Source organism: Flavobacterium limicola (assembly GCF_003634755.1).
In the GTDB taxonomy this organism is placed as follows: Bacteria; Bacteroidota; Bacteroidia; order Flavobacteriales; family Flavobacteriaceae; genus Flavobacterium; species Flavobacterium limicola.
Genome location: NZ_RBXA01000003.1, coordinates 26,675 through 47,623 on the forward strand (window position 1 = coordinate 26,675; position 20,949 = coordinate 47,623).

At 32.2% G+C, this 20,949-nt stretch carries 23 protein-coding genes; 9 read left to right on the plus strand and 14 right to left on the minus strand.

Features of this window, described 5'->3' with window-relative positions:
• Positions 1–126: 126 nt before the first annotated feature.
• The 3 genes from BC952_RS10145 to trmD form a co-directional block, all read right to left on the minus strand.
• Positions 127–1,350 carry an isocitrate dehydrogenase (NADP(+)) gene (locus tag BC952_RS10145; protein WP_121365567.1) on the minus strand — a complete coding sequence of 408 codons (1,224 nt, stop codon included), beginning with the start codon at positions 1,348–1,350 and terminating at the stop codon, positions 127–129.
• A gap of 301 nt (positions 1,351–1,651) precedes the next feature.
• Positions 1,652–2,002, minus strand: coding sequence for a 50S ribosomal protein L19 (gene rplS, locus BC952_RS10150; RefSeq protein ID WP_073354306.1), 351 nt, complete (start codon positions 2,000–2,002; stop codon positions 1,652–1,654).
• Positions 2,003–2,165: 163 nt separating this feature from the next.
• Positions 2,166–2,843 (minus strand): tRNA (guanosine(37)-N1)-methyltransferase TrmD, encoded by a 678-nt coding sequence (gene trmD / locus BC952_RS10155; RefSeq protein ID WP_091166587.1) that lies wholly within the window; start codon positions 2,841–2,843, stop codon positions 2,166–2,168.
• Between the two features lie 350 nt (positions 2,844–3,193).
• On the opposite strand from trmD, the gene BC952_RS10160 reads away from it, so the two are divergent.
• The 3 genes from BC952_RS10160 to BC952_RS10170 all read left to right on the plus strand — a co-directional run bounded on the left by BC952_RS10160 (position 3,194) and on the right by BC952_RS10170 (position 5,377).
• Positions 3,194–3,730: a lipocalin family protein gene (locus BC952_RS10160; protein WP_121365956.1), complete on the plus strand. Its 537-nt coding sequence runs from the start codon at positions 3,194–3,196 to the stop codon at positions 3,728–3,730.
• 161 nt (positions 3,731–3,891) lie between these two features.
• Positions 3,892–4,824 (plus strand): peptidylprolyl isomerase, encoded by a 933-nt coding sequence (locus BC952_RS10165; protein ID WP_121365568.1) that lies wholly within the window; start codon positions 3,892–3,894, stop codon positions 4,822–4,824.
• Between the two features lie 214 nt (positions 4,825–5,038).
• Positions 5,039–5,377: a tRNA-binding protein gene (locus BC952_RS10170; protein ID WP_121365569.1), complete on the plus strand. Its 339-nt coding sequence runs from the start codon at positions 5,039–5,041 to the stop codon at positions 5,375–5,377.
• Between the two features lie 109 nt (positions 5,378–5,486).
• Here the strand turns inward: BC952_RS10170 and BC952_RS10175 are convergent, their stop codons facing one another.
• The gene (locus BC952_RS10175; RefSeq protein ID WP_099715976.1) at positions 5,487–5,867 is read right to left on the minus strand and encodes a PUR family DNA/RNA-binding protein; all 381 of its coding nucleotides are present in this window, start codon (positions 5,865–5,867) and stop codon (positions 5,487–5,489) included.
• 71 nt (positions 5,868–5,938) lie between these two features.
• Complete coding sequence (locus tag BC952_RS10180; RefSeq protein ID WP_121365570.1) at positions 5,939–7,699, minus strand: ABC transporter ATP-binding protein; 1,761 nt, start codon at positions 7,697–7,699, stop codon at positions 5,939–5,941.
• 199 nt (positions 7,700–7,898) lie between these two features.
• Here BC952_RS10180 and BC952_RS10185 point away from each other — a divergent pair, with 199 nt between their 5' ends.
• The 3 genes from BC952_RS10185 to yajC all read left to right on the plus strand — a co-directional run bounded on the left by BC952_RS10185 (position 7,899) and on the right by yajC (position 10,400).
• Positions 7,899–9,005: a Glu/Leu/Phe/Val family dehydrogenase gene (locus tag BC952_RS10185; protein ID WP_121365571.1), complete on the plus strand. Its 1,107-nt coding sequence runs from the start codon at positions 7,899–7,901 to the stop codon at positions 9,003–9,005.
• 184 nt (positions 9,006–9,189) lie between these two features.
• Complete coding sequence (nusB, locus tag BC952_RS10190; protein ID WP_121365957.1) at positions 9,190–10,101, plus strand: transcription antitermination factor NusB; 912 nt, start codon at positions 9,190–9,192, stop codon at positions 10,099–10,101.
• 26 nt (positions 10,102–10,127) lie between these two features.
• Positions 10,128–10,400 carry a preprotein translocase subunit YajC gene (yajC, locus tag BC952_RS10195; protein WP_091166599.1) on the plus strand — a complete coding sequence of 91 codons (273 nt, stop codon included), beginning with the start codon at positions 10,128–10,130 and terminating at the stop codon, positions 10,398–10,400.
• Between the two features lie 72 nt (positions 10,401–10,472).
• Here the strand turns inward: yajC and BC952_RS14925 are convergent, their stop codons facing one another.
• The 4 genes from BC952_RS14925 to BC952_RS10215 form a co-directional block, all read right to left on the minus strand.
• Positions 10,473–10,916, minus strand: a complete 444-nt coding sequence (locus BC952_RS14925) for a hypothetical protein (protein ID WP_208639984.1) — start codon at positions 10,914–10,916, stop codon at positions 10,473–10,475.
• 287 nt (positions 10,917–11,203) lie between these two features.
• The gene (locus BC952_RS10205; protein ID WP_121365572.1) at positions 11,204–11,788 is read right to left on the minus strand and encodes a YdeI/OmpD-associated family protein; all 585 of its coding nucleotides are present in this window, start codon (positions 11,786–11,788) and stop codon (positions 11,204–11,206) included.
• A 5-nt stretch (positions 11,789–11,793) separates the two neighbouring features.
• Complete coding sequence (gene pepT, locus BC952_RS10210) at positions 11,794–13,047, minus strand: peptidase T (RefSeq protein WP_121365573.1); 1,254 nt, start codon at positions 13,045–13,047, stop codon at positions 11,794–11,796.
• 177 nt (positions 13,048–13,224) lie between these two features.
• The gene (locus BC952_RS10215) at positions 13,225–13,782 is read right to left on the minus strand and encodes a hypothetical protein (protein WP_121365574.1); all 558 of its coding nucleotides are present in this window, start codon (positions 13,780–13,782) and stop codon (positions 13,225–13,227) included.
• A gap of 312 nt (positions 13,783–14,094) precedes the next feature.
• Between BC952_RS10215 and BC952_RS10220 the strand changes: the two genes are divergently transcribed.
• Positions 14,095–15,117: a quinone-dependent dihydroorotate dehydrogenase gene (locus BC952_RS10220; RefSeq protein WP_121365575.1), complete on the plus strand. Its 1,023-nt coding sequence runs from the start codon at positions 14,095–14,097 to the stop codon at positions 15,115–15,117.
• 85 nt (positions 15,118–15,202) lie between these two features.
• On the opposite strand, the gene BC952_RS10225 is transcribed toward BC952_RS10220, so the two are convergent.
• From BC952_RS10225 to BC952_RS10240, 4 genes are all read right to left on the minus strand, one after another.
• Entirely contained in the window at positions 15,203–15,589 is a 387-nt protein-coding gene (locus BC952_RS10225) for a sensor of ECF-type sigma factor (protein WP_341866842.1), read from the minus strand.
• Positions 15,590–15,702: 113 nt separating this feature from the next.
• Positions 15,703–16,116 carry a hypothetical protein gene (locus BC952_RS10230; RefSeq protein ID WP_121365577.1) on the minus strand — a complete coding sequence of 138 codons (414 nt, stop codon included), beginning with the start codon at positions 16,114–16,116 and terminating at the stop codon, positions 15,703–15,705.
• A gap of 32 nt (positions 16,117–16,148) precedes the next feature.
• Positions 16,149–16,691 carry an RNA polymerase sigma factor gene (locus BC952_RS10235; RefSeq protein WP_121365578.1) on the minus strand — a complete coding sequence of 181 codons (543 nt, stop codon included), beginning with the start codon at positions 16,689–16,691 and terminating at the stop codon, positions 16,149–16,151.
• A gap of 62 nt (positions 16,692–16,753) precedes the next feature.
• Positions 16,754–17,875 (minus strand): SRPBCC family protein, encoded by a 1,122-nt coding sequence (locus tag BC952_RS10240; protein WP_121365579.1) that lies wholly within the window; start codon positions 17,873–17,875, stop codon positions 16,754–16,756.
• 524 nt (positions 17,876–18,399) lie between these two features.
• Here BC952_RS10240 and BC952_RS10250 point away from each other — a divergent pair.
• Positions 18,400–18,789 carry a pyrophosphohydrolase domain-containing protein gene (locus tag BC952_RS10250; protein WP_121365581.1) on the plus strand — a complete coding sequence of 130 codons (390 nt, stop codon included), beginning with the start codon at positions 18,400–18,402 and terminating at the stop codon, positions 18,787–18,789.
• Positions 18,790–18,881: 92 nt separating this feature from the next.
• On the opposite strand, the gene BC952_RS10255 is transcribed toward BC952_RS10250, so the two are convergent.
• Positions 18,882–19,949: a branched-chain amino acid aminotransferase gene (locus tag BC952_RS10255; RefSeq protein ID WP_121365582.1), complete on the minus strand. Its 1,068-nt coding sequence runs from the start codon at positions 19,947–19,949 to the stop codon at positions 18,882–18,884.
• A gap of 300 nt (positions 19,950–20,249) precedes the next feature.
• On the opposite strand from BC952_RS10255, the gene mnmC2 reads away from it, so the two are divergent.
• A complete protein-coding gene (gene mnmC2, locus BC952_RS10260; protein WP_121365583.1) occupies positions 20,250–20,912 on the plus strand; it encodes a tRNA (5-methylaminomethyl-2-thiouridine)(34)-methyltransferase MnmC2 in 663 nt (220 codons plus the stop codon).
• The last annotated feature ends 37 nt before the right edge of the window (positions 20,913–20,949 follow it).

Below are 20,949 nucleotides of genomic sequence, written 5' to 3' on the forward strand. Positions count from 1 at the left end.
AAATGAAAAAACGCAAAGTACACTAAATTGAATAGCAATTGTCATATAACAACTGTTAAGGTATTGCTAATATAAAAAAAAGACAACCGTTTCGGGTTGCCTTTCGAATATAATGTAGAAAAAGAATTAAGCTAGTTTAGCATCTAGATTTTCTTTTATTGCTGCCAAGAAAGCTTCGGTAGTCAAGTAATCCGCTGCAGTTAATCCTTCTGGTTTTACTAACATCGCTAAATCTTTAGTCATTTTTCCGCTTTCAACAGTATCAATACATACTTGTTCTAGAGCATGACAAAAATCAATTAATGCTTGGTTTTCGTCAAGTTTACCTCTGTGTTCCAATCCTCTTGTCCATGCAAAAATAGAGGCAATTGGGTTGGTAGAAGTTGCTTTTCCTTGTTGGTGTTGTCTGTAGTGACGTGTAACTGTTCCGTGAGCCGCTTCCGCTTCTAGCGTTTTTCCATCAGGAGTTACCAATACTGAAGTCATTAAACCTAATGAACCAAAACCTTGTGCAACAGTGTCTGATTGAACATCACCATCATAGTTTTTACAAGCCCAAACAAATCCACCGCTCCATTTCATTGCAGAAGCAACCATGTCATCGATTAATCGGTGTTCGTAAACGATACCTGCTTCAACAAATTGAGTTTTGTAAGTAGATTGATATACTTCTTCAAAAATATCTTTGAAACGTCCGTCATAGGCTTTCAAAATAGTATTTTTTGTAGAAAGATACAAAGGCCATTTTTTTGTCAAAGCCATTTGAAATGATGAATGTGCAAAACCGTAAATACTTTCGTCAGTATTATACATTGCCATTGCAACTCCGTCTCCTTTATAGTCATATACTTCCCAAGTTTGAGTTTCTCCTTCTTCAGGAACAAAAGTCATGGTTAGTTTTCCTTTTCCTTTGATGACAGTATCCGTTGCTTTGTATTGATCTCCAAAAGCATGACGACCAATAACGATAGGCTGAGTCCATCCGGGTACTAAACGAGGTACATTTTTCATGATAATTGGTTCACGGAAAACGGTTCCACCTACAATATTACGGATTGTTCCGTTTGGAGATTTCCACATTTTTTTTAAACCAAATTCTTTAACGCGGTCTTCATCTGGAGTTATCGTAGCACATTTAATACCAACATTGTATTTTTTTATTGCTTCAGCAGAGTCAATAGTGATTTGGTCATTGCTTGCATCTCTGCTTTCCATTCCTAAATCATAATATTTAATATCTAAATCTAAATAAGGCAGAATTAATTTTTCTTTAATAAAGGACCAAATAATTCGTGTCATTTCATCGCCATCCAATTCGACCACTGGATTGGCTACTTTAATTTTTGTCATAGTGTATGGATATATGTAATTCTTATTTTTAAACCTAGCTACAAAGGTAATAAAACGATATCGTAAAAGAAAATGCGTTTTCATTAAGTTTTTAGTAGGATAAATTGAATTATTAAATTATTGTTTTTGCTTGTTCAAATTGAGAATATGAAAATGATATTCCTTATAAATTATCAAATAGGAAGCACTTGAAATGCTTTTAATTCCTATAAATTTTAAAGAATAATATTGAATGCATTAGTTTTGAACCAAAAAAAAGGTCCCAACAGTGTTGGGACCTTTATAGTAAAGAAATATTTGACTATCTTCTTTTGTCTTTAATCTTAGCTTTTTTACCAGTAAGTTCTCTGAAGTAGAAAATTCTAGCTCTACGAACTGCACCTTTTTTGTTGATTTCAATTTTTTGTAAAGCTGGCAAGTTTACTGGGAAGATACGCTCTACTCCAATAGCACCTGACATTTTACGAATTGTGAAAGTTTCTGTATTAGCAGAACCTCTTCTTTGGATAACAACTCCTTTAAAAAACTGTGTTCTAGTTTTTTCACCCTCTCTAATTTCGTAGTAAACGGTGATAGTATCTCCAGCTGCAAAAACTGGGAATTCTTTTCTTGTTACGAATTCGTCTTGAACGAATTTCATTAAATCTGCCATGATATTTTTTAATTATGGGTTGTATTAAATCAACATTCACGGATCTCGCCAGAGGTTGAACTAATGTGGGCGCAAAAGTAAATAAAAAAGTTTAAAGTTTAAAGTATTTCTTGTTTAAAGTTTAGAAGTTCTAGAATACCAACTTTAAACTTTAAACAAATTTTTAATCTTCCAGCAAATCCGGTCGTCTGTTCTTTGTGTGTTCGTATGCCATATCCTCGCGCCATTTGTCAATTTTGGCAAAATTCCCGCTGGTCAAAACCTCTGGAACTTTCCATCCGTTGTAATCCGCCGGGCGTGTGTAAATAGGCCCTGACAACAATCCATCCTGAAAACTATCCGTCAATGCTGAGGTTTCGTCACTCAAAACGCCAGGAATCAATCGAATCAATGCATCTGATAATACCAAAGCTCCTAATTCACCGCCAGACAAAACATAATCACCAATAGAGATTTCTTTCGTAATAAAGTGGTCGCGCACGCGTTGATCCACACCTTTATAATGTCCGCAAAGGATGATGATATTCTCATACATCGACATCGTGTTCGCCATTTTCTGGTTTAGGGTTTCCCCATCCGGCGACATATATATGATTTCGTCGTAGGTTCTTTCGCTTTTCAAATGCGTAATACAAGCATCAATAGGTTGTACAGTCATCACCATTCCTGCACCACCGCCATAGGGATAATCATCCACGCTTTTCTGTCTGTTGGTCGTATAGTCCCGCAGATTATGAAAATGAACTTCTACCAATCCTTTGTCTATAGCACGTTTCATAATCGAAGCCTCAAACGGACTTCGCAATAATTCAGGGAGAACGGTAACAATATCGATGCGCATAATTTTAAATCTTAGTTTGAAAGTTGCAAAGGTACAAAGATGCTGAGGTTTTCAAATAACCAAATACCCAATTCAACGATTAAACTTTTCTTCAGGAGCTATTTCCAGCTTTACACGCTATCTTTTCTTGCTTAAAGAAATCAAGAAAAGGATGTTGTTTCAATCTGGGCTAGGGTTTAGTTGAATTAGAACATTTTCGTTATTATAAAGACTTAGGGAGCATAGCGCCACAAACAAAAGCTGCTATTACTAATGTAGAGGTTTGTTTTGTTTTAGCAAATCCTAAAGTATTCTAAATTGTATTGATTTACAATTTTTTATTTCTGAATTTTGATATTCAATGAAAGATGATGAAAAATAAAATTCGAGTTTTAGGAAGTCTAACACTGCTCTCTGCAAGTCTGTTGGTTATGAATTCCTGCAGTTCTATACCTAAGGGCGCTAAGGTAATTCAAGATTTTGATAAAGATAAATACTTAGGCAACTGGTACGAAATTGCACGGCTGGATTTTATTTTCGAAAAAAATTTAAACAATACAACCGCTGAATATTCATTAAACGAGGATGGAACGATTAAGGTGGTAAATCGAGGGTATAATTACATAAAGAACAAAGATGTAGCATCTACAGGCAAAGTGAAGTTTGCAGGTGATTCAAAGGAAGGAAAATTAAAAGTTTCTTTTTTTGGACCATTTTATTCGGGATATAACATTATTGGACTTGATTCAGACTATAAATATGCTTTGGTTGCAGGTAAAAGTCTGAAATATCTGTGGTTGCTTTCACGGGATAAAACAATGCCACAAGAGGTAAAAGAAGCATATTTAAAAACGGCGAAAGATCTTGGTTACAAGACTTCCGAACTCATTTGGGTAAAACACAATTAGTTTCTACAAATAGAAGAGGGAACTATTTAAAGTCTTTTTTGCCAAAATGGCTCAGTACAATCACTAATAAATGGTCTTCAATTAACTGAATCCATTTAATGAGAATTTTCAAATTGTCTAATTTAATTCGTAAATTTGCGCTTTAACAAAAATTAAAAAAAATGGAAAACGGAATATATGCTAAATTCAACACTACTAAAGGTGCTATTTTAGTAAAACTTACACACGACTTGACTCCGGGCACAGTTGGGAACTTTGTAGGATTGGCAGAAGGAAACTTAGAAAATAAAGTAAAACCACAAGGGGTTAAATTTTATGACGGATTAAAATTTCACAGAGTAATTCCTGATTTCATGATTCAAGGGGGTTGTCCACAAGGAACAGGAACTGGAGATCCAGGGTACAAATTTGATGATGAATTTCACCCAAGTTTAAAACATAACCGTCCGGGAGTTTTGGCTATGGCCAATTCTGGACCAGGAACAAACGGTTCTCAATTTTACATTACCCATATCCCAACAGAATGGTTGGATAATAAACATACTGTTTTTGGTCATGTTGTAGAAGGTCAGGATGTTGTAGATGCTGTTGAACAAGGAGATATTTTAGAGTCTTTAGAAATTATCAGAGAAGGCGAAGAAGCTAAAAATTGGAATGCAATTGAAGCTTTTATTACTTTCAAGGGATCTCGTAACAAACGCGATGCAGCTTTAAAAGCAGAGGCAGAAGCTGAAATGGAAAAATTAGCGGCTGGTTTCGAAAAAACAGAAAGCGGTTTGCGTTATCAATTCATTCAAAGAGGTGAGGGTAAAAAAGCAGAAAGCGGAAAAACGGTTGCTGTTCATTATGAAGGTTCACTAGAGAATGGGAAAGTTTTTGATTCTTCTTATCCAAGAAAAAAACCAATTGAATTCAGATTGGGTCAAGGTCAGGTTATTGAAGGATGGGACGAAGGAATTGCCTTGTTGCGAGTAGGTGACAAAGCACGTTTTGTTATTCCTTCTCATTTAGGTTATGGATCCCGCGGTGCTGGAGGAGCAATTCCACCAAATGCAACTTTGATTTTTGACGTTGAGTTAATGGAAGTAAAATAATTTACGATTTACGAAATTAGAATTGTAAAGTTTAATTAGTATAAAATATAAAATCCCGAAGCGAGAGTTTTGGGATTTTTTTATGCTTGTATTTTTCATTGCTTTATAGGCACTTCCTTAGTAATCGCGACAAAAAATGTATAATGAAAATAGTATAAATAGTTGTAAAATTGATAGGTTTGTTATTCAGTACTTTAATTGAAAAAAAACTAACATGGAAAACCTTAGCTGGAATGAGTTTGAAAGAGTAGAAATGCGTGTTGGAACCATTTTAGAAATAAATGATTTTCCCGAAGCCAGAAAACCGGCGTATCAATTAACGATTGATTTTGGTTCCAAAATCGGAATCCGAAAAACATCGGCGCAAATAACCAAACGTTATCAGAAAGAAGATTTACTCAACCGCCAAATCGTAGCCGTGGTCAATTTTCCTAAAAAACAAATTGGGAAATTTATGAGTGAGTGCTTGGTTTTAGGAGCCGTTGGAGCCGAAGGTGATGTGATTTTACTGGCTCCTGATTTTAAAATTGAAAATGGATTGCGGATTGGGTAGTTTGTAAATTCGTATAAACAGAATCAAAAGTCAATTGATTTTTCTATAAAAAAAGTCCAAAAATCAAATGACTTTTGGACTTTTTTATTGGTAAGTAAGTAACTAAAAATTAAATATCATCAAATTCTATATCTGTAAAAGTTGATGTTTGCGGTATAATTTCATCATCTGATTTTTCAGATGCATATTCTTTTTTGAAATCTTTTTGGTGTCTTTCTGAGATTACTTCTTCGCCTTTGTGGTTCAAAACGTAAGATGTCATTTCTCCTAAAATTTCTGCGAAAGCAGCAAAATCTTCTTTGTATAAGTAGATTTTATGTTTTTTGAAATGGAACGATCCATCTTCTTCAGTAAATTTTTTGCTTTCGGTAATGGTAATGTAATAATCATCTGCTTTTGTCGCTCTCACATCAAAGAAATAGGTTCTTCTCCCAGCTCTTAAAACTTTAGAAAAAATCTCTTCTTTTTCTAACATGTCATGTTCTCTCATAATCCTTTCTATCAATTTATGGTTGTTAACTAGTATCCAAAAATCTATAAAAAATATGTATTATACAACAATTATAGCATTTCTTTTTCTGAAAGTTGTTTCAAATACAAAGCCGCATAATAGCCTTCTTGATTTATCAATTGATTATGAGAACCTTGTTGGATGATTTGTCCTTTTTCAATAATTATAATTTTATCAGCATTTTTAGCTGATGACACACGGTGGCTTACAATTATTGTTGTTTTGTCTTTACAAATTTCGTGTAGGTTATTCAATATTGCTTCTTCTGTCTCCGTATCAACGGCTGACAAACAATCGTCGAAAAGCAAAATAGGAGGGTTTTTGATAATGGCTCTGGCAATGGAAACTCTTTGTTTTTGACCTCCGGAAAGTGTAATTCCTCTTTCACCCAGAACGGTTTCATATTGTTTATTAAATCCAATGATGTTATCATGAACAACTGCACTTTTTGCTGCTGATTCCACTTCTTGCATAGTCGCATTCTCTTTACCAAACATAATATTATTCTTGATACTGTCTGAAAATAAAAACGCATCTTGTGGAACGATACCAATGCTGTTTCGCAAATCAAAAAGATTCACGTTGCTTATTTCGCTTCCATCAATGGTTATTTTTCCATCGGTTACATCATACATTCTGGAAATTAGGGATAAAATGGTAGATTTTCCAGATCCTGTTTTTCCTAGAATAGCTAACGTTTCTCCTTTTTTTACGGTAAAAGAGATATTTTGTAACGCTTTGATATTAGTGTCCTCGTAAGTATAGCTTACGTTTTCGAAAGAAACAGATCCTTCTATCACTGATTTATTCAGATTTTTATTTTTTATTTCGGGTTCAATTTTAAGGAATTCATTGAGACGTTTCTGTGAAGCTTCGGCCTCTTGCACCATAGAAGAAACCCAACCTAAAGAGGCTACCGGCCAAGTCAGCATATTCACGTACAAAATAAATTCGGCGATAGTTCCAATGCTTTTGATGGTTCCATCGATGTACATTAAACCTCCAAAATAAATTACCACTAAGTTACTGATACCGATAAGTGCTAACATTAAAGGACCAAATAAAGATTGTACTTTGGCTAAATTTAAGCTTTTGCTTTTGCTTTCGTTTGCTAAATTCACCATGTTGTTTTGATGTTGGTCTTCCAGAGAATACGCTTTTATCACGCGGATTCCCGAAAATATTTCTTGCGAAAAACTGGAAACTTTAGATAAATATTGTTGGAAAATGGTGCTTCTTACATTGATTTCGGAACTCAGTTTGAAAATTGCGTATGATAAAAGCGGTAAAGGAAGCAATGTGTATAAAGTCAGTATTGGCGATACATTATACATATAGACGATTACTATTGCAAAACGAATGACGGTATTTATGGTGTACATCACCGCTGGACCCACATACATTCTTACTTTTGAAACGTCCTCGCTTATTCGGTTCATTAAATCTCCTGTACGATTTTGTTTGTAGAAGTTCTGCGAAAGATTCTCATATTGACGGAATACTTCATTTTTTAAATCAAATTCTATGTGGCGTGACATCACAATTAAGGTTTGTCTCATTAAGAAAGTAAGAAAGCCGGCAATAATTGTGGTAGCGATAATCAATAGGATATTCGAAATTAATTCTTCATGTATAACTGATTTGGCTATGGTTTTATCTTTGGCGAAAGCCTCAATAACCTTGAATGATTTGCTAATCAACTTAGGTGTGAAAAGCATGAATATTTGTGCAATAATGGTAAAAATAATTCCCAGTAAGAAACTGTATTTGTATTTGACGAAATATTTGTTTAAATAACGTAATTCTTTCATTTTTTAAGATATTCTATGTTGAAATGATTTTATTTTTAAAATACTTTTACTTTTTAATAATTTCAGTGATGAATTATTAGCGTGTTAAATTGCTGATTTGATAATTTTTAAACAAAAAATCAATACATATTTATTTTTTGTTTAAATTTGAATTGTCTTTTTGACGAATTCATAATTTATCACTATAAAAACTTACACTATGAATGCAGCTTTCACAACTGGAAAGGAACTTCAAAAAATGGATCCCGTTTTTGGTCAATTGTCATTTGATGATCACGAACAAATTGTATTTTGCAATGACAAAGATACAGGTTTAAAAGCAATTATTGGTATTCATAATTCGGTTATGGGTCCTGCCTTGGGTGGTACACGAATGTATAATTATGCAAACGAATGGGAAGCTTTAAACGATGTATTGCGTCTTTCTCGCGGTATGACTTATAAGGCAGCAATTACAGGATTGAATATTGGTGGAGGGAAAGCAGTTATTATTGGAGATGCTAAAACGCAAAAAACTCCGGAGTTGATGCGTAAGTTTGGTGAATTTGTTCATGGTTTAAGCGGAAGATATATTACCGCTGAAGATGTAGGAATGGAAACCGCAGATATGGATATTGTAAGAGATGTGACACCTTATGTTACTGGAATTTCGGAATCAAGAGGAGGTTCTGGAAATCCGTCACCTGTTACTGCTTACGGAGTATATTTAGGAATGAAAGCGGCTGCAAAACAACAATTTGGTTCTGATGTTTTGAGTGGTAAAAAAGTATTGGTTCAAGGAATTGGTCATGTTGGGGAAACTTTAGTTGATTATTTGACCAAAGAAGGAGCAATCGTTACTATTGCTGACATCAATGAAGAAAAACTGAATGAAGTAGGAGCGAAGTGCCATGCAGAAATTTTCAGAGGAGAAGACCTGTACAGTGCAGATGTTGATATTTATGCGCCTTGCGCCATGGGAGCAACGTTAAATGACAATACTGTTTATAAAATTAAAGCAAAAGTAATTGCTGGTGCTGCCAATAATCAATTAGCTGATGAGAATGTTCACGGTGTAATTTTACAAGAAAGAGGCATTCTTTATGCTCCGGATTTCTTGATTAATGCAGGTGGAATTATCAATGTGTATGCTGAATTGGCGCATTATGACAAAGCAGAAATCATGCGTAAAACAGAAAATATTTATAACACAACATTAGAAATATTTGATTTTGCTATTGCGAACAAGATGACAACACATCATGCTGCTTTGACAATTGCTCAAAATCGCATCAACCAAAGAAAAATAGAAAACAGTAAAAAATAAAAATAGTGCTCAGTTATCAGCATTCAGTGAACAATTTATTACCATTCACTGAATGCTGCCGATTGAAATCTTTAAAATAAGCGATTATATATTTTATTTTAAAAAATGAAATACTTATTTTTGCACCCTAATTAATAAAAGTTCTTACAAGGTGGTAAATAGAAGACACATTCGCGTTAAAGTAATGCAATCCATTTATGCGATGCATCAAAGCGGTTCAGATAATCTGGAAAAAGAAGAAAAATTCCTTTTTTACAGTATCGACAATATTCAAGATTTATACCTTATAATGCTTTCTTCCTTGATTGAAATTTGTAAAACAGAGACGGTCTTTTTACATAAATCAAGTTTGAAGCATCTTGCAACTCCTGAGGAACGTAAACCCAACGAAAAGTTCATCAAAAACAGAATCTTTCAAATCCTTGCCGAAAACAATTCATTAAGTATTGCCCTGGAAAACCGTAAAATCAATAATTGGTCTTTAAACGACGATTATATTTTATTGCTTCTAAATGACGTAAAAGCAAGTAAATTGTATGCGGATTACATGAGTAATCTAGTAAATACATTTGAAGAAGACAGACAGTTTATCGTTGATTTATTCATGGATGTAATTGTTCCAAACGAGAAATTATATGAATATTTAGAGGATGATAAGTTAACTTGGGTTGATGATATCCCATTAGTGAATACGCATATTATCAAGCAATTGAAAGCCATTAAATCTGGTGAAGATGATAATTTTAGAGTACCAAAATTGTATAAAGACAATGAAGATAAGGATTTTGTTAAAGATTTATTCCGAAAAACAGTCTTAAACGAAACGGAATTAGCTAAAGAATATCTTGATAAAACACCAAACTGGGATACTGAAAGAATTGCCGAAATTGACACAATTATACTGAAAATGGCAATCTGTGAATTTTTGAAATTTCCATCCATTCCCGTAAAAGTAACTCTTAACGAATATTTAGAAGTTGCTAAAGAATATTCTACGCCAAAAAGTAGTATTTTTATCAACGGAATTTTAGACAATTTAGTAAAAGAACTGGAAGCCAGTAAAAGAATCATTAAAGCTGGTCGTGGTTTAATGTAATTAATAAATAAAAAAGAATTTAAATTATGGAACAATTAACTCAATTTGCACCGTTTATATTAATGTTTGTGGTGATCTATTTCTTTATGATCAGACCACAACAGAAAAAAGCAAAACAAGAAAAAGAATTTGAAAGCACCTTGAAAGTAGGCGATAAAATCATTACTAAAAGTGGTCTTCACGGTAAAGTTTCTGAGTTAGCGGATACAACTGTTGTTGTTGAAACGATGTCAGGAAAATTGAAAATGGAACGTTCTGCTATTTCGATGGAAATGAGTGCTGTATTGAACAAAAAATAATTCTCATTTTAATGAATTAAAAAAGTCCCAACCGATTATTCGGATTGGGACTTTTTTGGATAAAAAATATCCTTATTTTTTATTCTTTTTATTCTTCTTCGCTTTTTTTGATTTTGCTTTGGCTTTTTTAGCTTTTATCTTGGCTTTAACTTTTGCTTTCTTAGCTTTATCCTTTTTGGCTTTTTTTGCCTTTTTGGCTTTTGCTTTCGCTTTTTGTTTTGCTTTCTCTTTTGCATCGGCTTTTTTAGCCTTTTTCTTGTCTTTGTCTTTCATTTTTACTTTGTTTTTAGTTTCCTTTTTACTTTTTTTCTTGTTTAAAACGTCACTATTCTCGTCTAGACTAATAGTAGTAATCTCAATAGTTTCTGTTATGACTTCTTCAATTACAGGTTGAATAATTTCAACGGGTTCCACTATAGGTTTAACTACTTTAGTTCTTGGAGCTCTAATTGGCTTGTCAATTTCAGGTTTTGCCGGAGATACTGGATCAGTTTCTGCTTCTTTCTTTTGTATCATAATTTATAGTTTTAGCTTTTATTCAATTAAACCAATAGTTGTTCTGGTGTTACTAAATTGTTAGGTGATTGTAAGTAAATATAGTGATTTAATATACTGGTCAATGTTAAGTTTTTCAGAACGATTCAGGTAATTTATTCGGTTTACAACAAATAGCATCCAAGGAAGAATGTATTTTCTTTTAAAAATAAAGAAATTGTATAAATGATTATGAACGTAGAATGTATTATTCTAATGTGGTTTAATTAAAAAGTCCCAACTCTGAACTTCAGGATTGGGACTTACTTTTATCGGTATTTATCATTTAAACCAATGTTTTCTTTTATCATCGGTTTAATTTTTTCAATTCGAGAACGTTTAGTCTCTTTTCGTTTTGCAGTTTCAACATATTCTAAGAATTCATATTGTTTGTAAGGAGAGAATTTTAGAAAAGCATCTGCTAAATTGGCATCAGCATCTAATTCTTTTTGAAGAAGTTCAGAAACAATAGGTTCTTTTTTCTGAGGCTTACTATTCTTTCCTTGTTTTTCATTGGCAATCGCTTCATGAATATACTCTAAAACTGCTGCTTCATCGACTTCTTCTTTTGATGAAAAACGCAATTGTCGCAACGATTTAGTAACGCCTTCCTGTGCATTAACTAAGATCTTTTTTTTATCTTGCAATAAAACACCATTAAAAAACCAAATTGTAAAATAATTTTTGAATCCTCCAATTCCGAGTACGTTTTTACCATTCAAGACATAAACAATACCACCCCATTTCGTTGTTTCCACGAGTTCCGTTTTGATAATAATTGATTTTAGAAGTTCTAATTCTTCTGACCAACGGTTGTTTTTATCCCAAGAATGAGTCGTCTTTGAGGATTCCAAATAACTTATTTTTTAGATGAATCTTCTGTAGCTGTCAATTGCGCTATTTTTACAATTACTTCAACCGCTTTTTGCATACTTTCTACCGGAACATATTCATATTTTCCATGAAAATTGTGTCCGCCAGCAAAAATATTTGGGCAAGGTAATCCTTTATACGATAATTGAGAACCATCAGTTCCACCACGAATAGGTTTTATAAGCGGTTTTATCCCTATTTCTTTCATTGCTTTTTCAGCAATATCCACAATATGTTTCACAGGCAGAACCTTTTCTTTCATATTGTAATATTGATCTTTAATCTCTGTGATAACGATATCTTCACCAAATTGTTTTGCAAATTTCTTATTGATTTTTCTGGTGATTTTTTCGATTAGTTCTTTGCGTTTTTCGAACTTTTTCTTGTTATGATCGCGAATGATTAATTCCAAAACGGTTTCTTCAATACTTCCAGTCAAATGATGCACGTGAAAGAATCCTTCATATCCTTTAGTTTCTTCAGGAGTTTCTCCAGCGGGCAGTTCGTTTATAAAGGCATTGGCAATCAACATAGAATTAATCATTTTTCCTTTGGCATAGCCAGGATGAACGCTTTTACCTTTGAAAGTGATTTTGGCGCCAGCCGCATTAAAATTTTCATATTCTAATTCACCTATTTGGCTGCCATCCATTGTATACGCCCAATCCGCTCCAAATTTCTCTACATCAAAATGATGTGCACCACGACCAATTTCTTCGTCTGGTGTAAAACCAACTCTGATTTTTCCATGTTTGATTTCAGGATTGTTGATCAGGAATTCCATTGCAGTCACAATCTCAGTGATTCCGGCTTTATCATCGGCACCTAGCAGTGTTGTTCCGTCAGTAGTGATCAAAGTTTGCCCTTTGTATAGCAATAAATCTTTGAAATAACTTGGTGATAACACAATATTTTTTTCTGCATTTAATACAATGTCTTTACCATCATAGTTCGATACAATTTGAGGTTTTACATTGGCTCCGGTAAAATCAGGAGAAGTGTCAAAGTGAGAAATAAATCCAATTACAGGGACTTCTTGTGTTACATTACTTGGCAAAGTAGCCATGATGTATGATTTCTCGTCAATTGTCACGTCTTGCATTCCAATTGCTTTAAGTTCTTCAACCAGTTTATTGGCTAAATCCCATTGTTTTGCTGTACTTGGAGTACTTTCTGATTTGTGATCAGATTCAGTATCAATAGTTACGTAACTGATGAAACGGTCAATTATATGTTGCATTTTAATTTGTTTTGATGCAAATATAAACATTTTTTTAGGAGCATATTGAAGTTAAACGGTAACTAAATTTTGCAAATTAAAAATAATAATTACATTGTTTGAACTGCAATAAACAATGCTGTTTTTGGAGTGAAACAAACCTTTTTATATGAAAAAACCACCCGAAGGTGGTTCCATTTAATCTCTCATTTTATGCAGCTTTTCTTCTGCTTTATCTAGATCTCCTTCCAGCTTATTTATTTTTATTTGTCTCTTACTGATTTTGATATTTTCTTTTTCAATTTCAGTAGAACTAAGCTTTCCTTTTGATTTTCTTTGTTCAAATTTTTCTTTGAGTTTGATTAAATCTCTTTCCTCATCTGAGATTTTTGTTTTTATCTTACTAATTGATTTTTCACTTGAAAGAATTTTGTCTTGTCGTTTGTCAAAAGCTTTTTGTTTTTTTTCAAAAGCCTTTTTCTCTTTTTCAATTTTATTAGCTTCTCTTAGTGCTTTTTTCTCCTCTTTTATTTTGTCCTTAAGAACTGTAGCTTCTTTTTTCAATGCTTCTTTCTCTTCAGTTGTCGCTAATTTTGCAGCAACTACTGCAGCTACTTTTATGGTGTCTTTGATTGTAGTAACCGTAGTTATGGTAGTTTTTGAGGCTAACTTTATCGTGTCAGTTTTTGTTTCTTGAGCAAAGAAAAGTTGAAAACTAGAAAGCAATGCTACGGTGAAAAATAATTTTATATCCATGATTATGTGTTTTAAGTTGGTGAAGATTAATGTCTAACACTAATTTATTTATTACAAGATAAGAAAAATCATTTAAAAATCATTCCTTATTTTCTTTTGAGAAATTTAAAACGGTAAATTTTTGTTTTAAATAATTGGTAATTAAGGAATTAAATTTTATTGTTCAAGGGGTTTTGTGCTTTATTTAACTACTGTTTATTTCTGTTATTTCTTCTTTGGTTGAAGCCAAATCAAATGTGATGTATAATTTTTTTTCAAAATATTTAATTATCGATTAGATAGTTCTATTTTTGCACTAACAACACTATAACCATGTATAAAGTACTCATTCGTCCATTTCTATTTTTGTTTGATCCGGAAAAAGTTCATTATTTTACTTTTTCATTGATTCGATTTTTGTCTAAAATACCTGGTTTTACTAGCCTTTTTAGATTGCTTTACGAAGTAAATGATACACGATTAGAGACGGAAGTTTTTGGTTTGAAATTTAAAAATCCTGTGGGTTTGGCTGCCGGGTTTGATAAGGATGCCAAGTTGTATAAAGAACTGTCCAATTTTGGTTTTGGTTTTATCGAAATAGGAACGCTTACTCCAAAAGGTCAGGAAGGAAACCCTAAAAAAAGATTGTTTCGTCTCAAAGAAGATAGCGCAATTATCAACAGAATGGGTTTTAATAATGGCGGAGTTCAGGAAGCGGTGGAGCGTTTGAAACAAAATAAAGGCGTTTTAATAGGTGGAAACATTGGTAAAAATAAGTTGACACCAAACGAAGAAGCCACTTCAGATTATGAAATTTGTTTTGATGCATTATATGATTATGTGGATTATTTTGTGGTGAATGTAAGTTCCCCAAACACGCCAAATCTTAGAGCATTACAAGACAAAGAACCGTTGACACAATTGTTGCAGACATTACAGAATAAGAATTTGGCAAAGCCAAAGCAAAAGCCAATTCTCTTAAAAATTGCTCCAGATTTGACAGATGAGCAATTACTTGATATTATTGATATTATTCAGGAAACTAAAATTGCAGGGGTTATTGCTACTAATACCACGATTTCTCGAGAAGGATTGCAATCTAATAATAAAACAGAAATAGGTGGATTATCAGGGAAACCATTAACGCAACGTTCTACTGAGGTTATCCGATTTCTATCTAAAAAAAGCAATAAAGCCTTCCCGATTATTGGAGTAGGAGGAATCCATTCTGCGGAAGATGCATTAGAGAAATTAGACGCAGGAGCTAGCTTGGTTCAGTTGTATACTGGTTTTATTTATGAAGGTCCGGCTTTGGTGAAAGCGATAAATAAAAAGATTTTAGAACGATTACGCTAATAGTGTATCAATTTTAAATAAAAAGAGACTCTGTATTAATTTTGAATACAGAGTCTCTTTTTTTGAACTAATAAAATAAAAGATATTATTTTTTTTGACCTTTGTTACGATATTGTTGTAGCAATTTCCTATTGAAATCTTCTTCTGCTTTTCTAAGTTTTAAGATTTTAACGGCTGGAAAAATTACTTTCAAATTTTGCATGAATTTTTTTCGAAGTAGATATAACTCTTCTTCGGTATCTTCCATTTGAGCTAAAAAATTATTAGCTTCTTTTTCGGTTATTCGATCTAAAGAGCCATCACGCATTCTTTTCATAAAAGCTTTCATTTTTTGATGTCTTAATTCAAATTGTTTGTCATCAAAGGTATTGTAGAGAGGCCAGAATTTTTCTGCTTCATTGGTCGTTAAGTCTAACTCAGTAGTAAAAAAAGCTACTTTTAAAGATTTTATTTGCTCTTTTTTCTCTTTCATACTTTCGCTTTGAGCGTAAAAGTTAAAGAAAGAAAATAGCAATAATATTGGCAATAATTTTCTAATGTTCATTTTCGTTGTTTTTAATTATAGCTTAAAAGCATGTTTATTATTTATTCTAAAATAAGATTTTCTAAATTTGAATTTGTAGATAAAACTTCTTCGACTGCTTGATCTTCTAAAACAATACTGGTATTCATGTTTGTAATGTCTTCGGTTTCCAATACACTAATCAAATCGTATTGATTTACATTAGATTGATATGTTATATAATTTTCTAAAGTTGTTGAATCCAGTTCTTTTTTGGTTGTGGATAAATTATTTAAAATTGGAATCATCAATGCAAGAATCAAAATTGCGGCAGCCATCAAAATTAAACTTTTTCTTTTTTTGAAAATAGAAATTACTTTAGGTTCACTCGCAGGCAATTGTTCCATTATTTTTATGGAAAGATCATCAAAATAATTCTCTGGAATTTTAAATCCAGTTTTAATTTTAGGCTCGTTTTCTAGTTTAAATGTTTTCATATTCTCTTTAGACGTTGTTCTTGCAAAAAGGTTTAATTAGTGGATACAAATGCTTCTATTTTTTTGACTGCAATGTGATAAGAGGCCTTTAATCCTCCAACGGAAGTTCCTAAAATTTCAGAAATAGTTTCGTATTTCAGTTCTTCAAAATATTTCATTTTAAAAACTAATTGTTGCTTTTCAGGTAGTAATGCGATTGCTTTTTGTAATTTTAGTTGAATCTCTTTTCCATCAAAAAAGACATCGGCTTCCAGATTGTCAATAGTTTTGTTTTGTAAAGTTTCAGATGAAATACCACTTATTTTTGATTTTTGTTTCAAAAAAGTTAAGGCTTCATTGGTAGCAATGCGGTACATCCAGGAAAAGAGTTTACTGTCCCCTTTAAAATTCTTAAGATGCTGAAATATTTTAATAAAAGTATTTTGCAAAACATCATCTGTATCATCGTGATTCAAAACGATAGTACGGATGTGATTGTAAAGGGGTCTTTGATAATCCAATATCAACCTCTGAAACGCTTGGTTTTGCGTTTTAGGGTGTAATAATTGTTTTATAAATTCCTGTTCTTCTTGCAAAATTATTATTTATAAGTTAGAATGGAATTTATCAAAAAGGTTTAATTCGTTTGGGAATAATTTTAAAATTCAGATTCTTCTTCTGTATTATTTATAACAGGTTCAGGTGCTTTTACAGCTTCTGCTTTCTGGATAGCAGCTGGAATGTATTTATTAACAGGAATTACTTTTGGTTTTATTGGAAAGTAAATTTCAGTTATCCATTTTGAAGGGTTTTTAATTTCTGTCAAGCTGATATTATAACTTTCCAGATGTGAAAATGTAGGATCGGTTATGATTTTATTAGCATTTATATATTCTTTTGTTTTATCTAATGCTTTTTTAGTATGCGAATAATCTCCAGTCAAAGTTGTTTTAACAGCATCAAATGGTTCTAGTTTTCCTGCTAATATATCGCTCCCGGAACTTGTAAAAATTTCACTTTTTATTGGTACACAAAAGGATAATTTTGTAAGTCCGTTTACTAAATCGTAGGTGTGGTATATTATAAATGGTTTTCCATTCAGTTCGATATTATTTTGTTTGCAAAAAGTAATTATTTTAGGAAATACAATTCTTGAATTTTTTGTAACACTCGAAATTTTACTGGTAAAGCTTTGTTTCAAATAGAAGGTCCCAAGTTTTTTTGCCAATCCATTTACTTTCACTGAATGAGTATTTATTTCAAAATCAAGTGTTTTATCAAGGTTTGTTAAACTTTTTTCATATATTTTTCCTATGATTCGGTCTATACCACCATTGAAAGTAGTAAGTACTTTCATGGAAAAACTCATTTTTCCGATTGTTTTCCAAGTTACTTTTGTTCCACCTAATGTGTCTTTAAAACTCCAAAACACAGAAGATTCTGTTCCATCATAATTCATTATTTGTGAAATGCTGTCATTTTCTTTTACAAAAAGAGTTTTTACCTCACCTATTCCTTCTTTTCCTTCCCAAGAGTAGGAAGCTCCGGGACCAATTGTTTTTTTAGGATAAGTTATTTTTATTTCTGGATCTTCTGTAATCCATGAACTAAAATCTTCCCAATTCCTGTAATCATTGACGTAATTATATACAGTGGATTTTGGAGAATTTATTATTTTACTTCTTTCAACGGTAAAATCCCCTTTTTGGGTTGCTACAAAAATGGATAAAGCCACAAAACTTAGTAGCAGTAAAAGAAATAAATATTTTAAAATCCTCATAATACACAGGTTTATTAATTTTTGTAAAGTTAAAGATTTAATTTACAAGTAGCGGAAAGTGTTAAATAAATATAATGGCAATTTTGTTTCAAAAACAGAAGTTTAATTATTTCAAGTTTTCAAAATTTTACTTTTCAAAGTCTTAAAATTCAAATTTTTATGCAGAAACAAGAATTTTGGTATAAAATCACGATATCTAAATAAAAAAACCAATTCTACTGTAAAGTGGAATTGGTTTTTTTATTTAGATAAAACTAACGTTTAAAAAATATTTTTATCAGGAATAAAATACCAATAAAAACTACAAATCCTATTACAATTTTGTAATTTCCCTTGTAAAACTCATTATGTATTTTGATATCTTTTCGATAGGAATAAATTGCAGCAATAACAAATGCAACAAAAAATATGCCTGCAAACACTAATTGACCTTGACTAAACATAGATTAAATTATTTCAGGCAAATTTAGGTAATAGTTTAGAAATAGTTGCTAATTTGCCTTTTCATTTAACAAAATAAAAAAATGCAAAAACAAATAGACTCTGTTAAGGAATTTCATACTGCTTTCAAAATTGGACATAGTGAAACACCTAAAGCCTGTTTGGGCGAAAGTAAAAATACACTTCGTTATAATTTGATGAAAGAGGAGAATGAAGAATACCTCGAAGCGGTACAAAATAATGACTTAATAGAAATTGCCGATGCATTGGGTGATATGATGTATATTCTTTGTGGAACCATTATAGAGCACGGTTTACAACACAAAATTGAAGAAGTTTTCGACGAGATTCAACGCAGTAATATGAGTAAGCTTGGCGAAGACGGAAAACCAATTTATCGGGAAGATGGAAAAGTGATGAAAGGTCCTAATTATTTCAAACCAGATTTTTCAAAAATATTAGAGATTAAATAATAGATCTCAAATAGCATAGTTGCAATAAATATAAAGGCAATAAAAAAGCGATTCTCAGAATGAGAATCGCTTTTTTATTTAATACTTAAAATCTATATTTTAACAGTCCATCCAAAAGTATCTTCTTCTAATTTGTTTTGGATATTTTCTAATTTAGTTTTTAGTTGCAAAGCCATTGAGTTCTCAATTTTTGGTAATTCATAAAAAACGTCTTGATAGGAAAATCCAGAAATTGGACTTACTACAGCAGCTGTTCCTGCTCCAAAAATTTCTTTCAAGGTTTCGTTTTTAGCAGCCTCAACAAGTTCAGAGACTAAAACCGAACGAATTTCTACATTTATACCTTCACTTTTTGCTAAATCAATCAGTGTTTTTCTAGTCACACCATCAAGAATTCTTTCGCTTGTAGGAGCCGTAAATAAAGTATCATTTATTCTAAAGAAGACATTCATAGTACCCGCTTCTTCTAATTTGGTATGCGTTGCATCATCAGTCCAAATTACTTGTTGAAAACCTTCTTTATTTGCTAAAGTAGTTGGGTAAAACTGCGCAGCATAATTTCCGGCAGCTTTTGCAGCTCCAATTCCTCCGTTTGCAGCTCTACTGAAATGTTCCGCAATAAGCACCCTGACATCACCAGAATAGTAAGAGGTTACCGGAGATAAAATAATCATGAATTTGTAATCATTAGATGGATTAGCAATTACTCCAGTACCAGTAGCAATCATAAATGGTCTGATGTACATGGCATTTCCTTTTCCTTTTTTTATCCAAGTTTCATCTAATTTCAACAATTGGTTTAGGCCATTCATGAATATTTCTTCTGGAACTTCTGGCATTGCCATTCTCACAGCAGATTTATTAAAACGTTTGTAATTTTCATCAGGTCTAAAAAGCCAAACGTCATCTTTATCATCTTTATATGCTTTCATTCCTTCAAAAATAGCTTGTCCATAATGAAAAACTCTTGTTGACGGATCTAATAGAAAGGGAGCATAAGGTTTAATGACCGGTTTTTGCCATTCCCCATTTTTAAAATCGCATTCAAATAAATGATCCGTAAAAACGGAACCAAAGCTTAAGTTTTCAAAATCTACTTCATTTATTTTTGAAGTAGGAGCTTTTATAATTTCAATTTTGTTAGTTTGAGTTGCACTCATAGTGAAGTATTGTTTTTAATTTTTTTAAATGGATAAGCTTGTGCTTAAAAGAATTTGATTTCCAAAAAATGACGTTTAATGTTTGCAAAATTAAATAAAAATCGGCAAATTACTTGTCAAAATAATATTAATTATAGTGTTTAATTAAGATTTGTTGATGATTTAGGAAATCAAAAATAAATAAGCCCAATTATAGGATATCTATAATAAATATGTGTTTTAACAATCAAACGTATTAGTTTTGATTAAATTTGGCTTGGCTAGTAAATAGCGTAAGTAATACAACCTGAAAATATAATTTTGAAAAGAGAAATAATCCAAACGCTTGATGGTTCAACAACCATACAAATAAAAGAATGGGACGAATGCTATCATTCAAAACATGGTGCTATTCAAGAGGCAAAGCATGTTTTTATTAAAAATGGTCTTTCATTATTTGAAAACCAAAAAATTTCTATTCTGGAAATAGGATTTGGTACTGGCCTAAATGCTTTTATTACTCTATTAGAGGCCAAGAAAATGCACCAAACGATTGATTATGTTGGAGTAGAAGCATACCCCATTTCAGTAGATGAAGTTTTGATGATGAATTATGTATCTGAATTAAATGCGACTGAGGAAAGCGTGCTTTTCGATAGAATGCATGAGAGTAATTGGGACAAACAAATTGTTCTCAATAATGATTTTATATTGACTAAACGGAAACAATTCTTTGAAGAAATTGACGATGAAAACAAATTTGATTTGATTTATTTCGATGCTTTTGGTTACAGAGTACAACCGGAACTGTGGAGTACAGCAATTTTCGAAAAAATGTATAAGTCGCTCAAAAAAAATGGAGTACTAGTTACTTATGCAGCTCGGGGAGTGGTGAAAAGAAGTATGATAGAAGTAGGTTTTACTGTCGAAAAACTGGCAGGTCCACCAGGCAAAAGAGAAATGTTTCGAGCCAGAAAGGTCTAGTTTTTTACTTTTTTATGCATCAAAATAGCAATGAAAT

Excerpts from the sequence above, each read along its gene's own strand:
- BC952_RS10145 (WP_121365567.1), bottom strand. The coding sequence starts at position 1,350 with ATGACAAAAATTAAAGTAGCCAATCCAGTGGTCGAATTGGATGGCGAT.
- rplS (WP_073354306.1), bottom strand. The coding sequence starts at position 2,002 with ATGGCAGATTTAATGAAATTCGTTCAAGACGAATTCGTAACAAGAAAA.
- trmD (WP_091166587.1), bottom strand. The coding sequence starts at position 2,843 with ATGCGCATCGATATTGTTACCGTTCTCCCTGAATTATTGCGAAGTCCG.
- BC952_RS10160 (WP_121365956.1), top strand. The coding sequence starts at position 3,194 with ATGAAAAATAAAATTCGAGTTTTAGGAAGTCTAACACTGCTCTCTGCA.
- BC952_RS10165 (WP_121365568.1), top strand. The coding sequence starts at position 3,892 with ATGGAAAACGGAATATATGCTAAATTCAACACTACTAAAGGTGCTATT.
- BC952_RS10170 (WP_121365569.1), top strand. The coding sequence starts at position 5,039 with ATGGAAAACCTTAGCTGGAATGAGTTTGAAAGAGTAGAAATGCGTGTT.
- BC952_RS10175 (WP_099715976.1), bottom strand. The coding sequence starts at position 5,867 with ATGAGAGAACATGACATGTTAGAAAAAGAAGAGATTTTTTCTAAAGTT.
- BC952_RS10180 (WP_121365570.1), bottom strand. The coding sequence starts at position 7,699 with ATGAAAGAATTACGTTATTTAAACAAATATTTCGTCAAATACAAATAC.
- BC952_RS10185 (WP_121365571.1), top strand. The coding sequence starts at position 7,899 with ATGAATGCAGCTTTCACAACTGGAAAGGAACTTCAAAAAATGGATCCC.
- nusB (WP_121365957.1), top strand. The coding sequence starts at position 9,190 with ATGCAATCCATTTATGCGATGCATCAAAGCGGTTCAGATAATCTGGAA.
- yajC (WP_091166599.1), top strand. The coding sequence starts at position 10,128 with ATGGAACAATTAACTCAATTTGCACCGTTTATATTAATGTTTGTGGTG.
- BC952_RS14925 (WP_208639984.1), bottom strand. The coding sequence starts at position 10,916 with ATGATACAAAAGAAAGAAGCAGAAACTGATCCAGTATCTCCGGCAAAA.
- pepT (WP_121365573.1), bottom strand. The coding sequence starts at position 13,047 with ATGCAACATATAATTGACCGTTTCATCAGTTACGTAACTATTGATACT.
- BC952_RS10215 (WP_121365574.1), bottom strand. The coding sequence starts at position 13,782 with ATGGATATAAAATTATTTTTCACCGTAGCATTGCTTTCTAGTTTTCAA.
- BC952_RS10220 (WP_121365575.1), top strand. The coding sequence starts at position 14,095 with ATGTATAAAGTACTCATTCGTCCATTTCTATTTTTGTTTGATCCGGAA.
- BC952_RS10225 (WP_341866842.1), bottom strand. The coding sequence starts at position 15,589 with ATGAAAGAGAAAAAAGAGCAAATAAAATCTTTAAAAGTAGCTTTTTTT.
- BC952_RS10230 (WP_121365577.1), bottom strand. The coding sequence starts at position 16,116 with ATGAAAACATTTAAACTAGAAAACGAGCCTAAAATTAAAACTGGATTT.
- BC952_RS10240 (WP_121365579.1), bottom strand. The coding sequence starts at position 17,875 with ATGAGGATTTTAAAATATTTATTTCTTTTACTGCTACTAAGTTTTGTG.
- BC952_RS10250 (WP_121365581.1), top strand. The coding sequence starts at position 18,400 with ATGCAAAAACAAATAGACTCTGTTAAGGAATTTCATACTGCTTTCAAA.
- BC952_RS10255 (WP_121365582.1), bottom strand. The coding sequence starts at position 19,949 with ATGAGTGCAACTCAAACTAACAAAATTGAAATTATAAAAGCTCCTACT.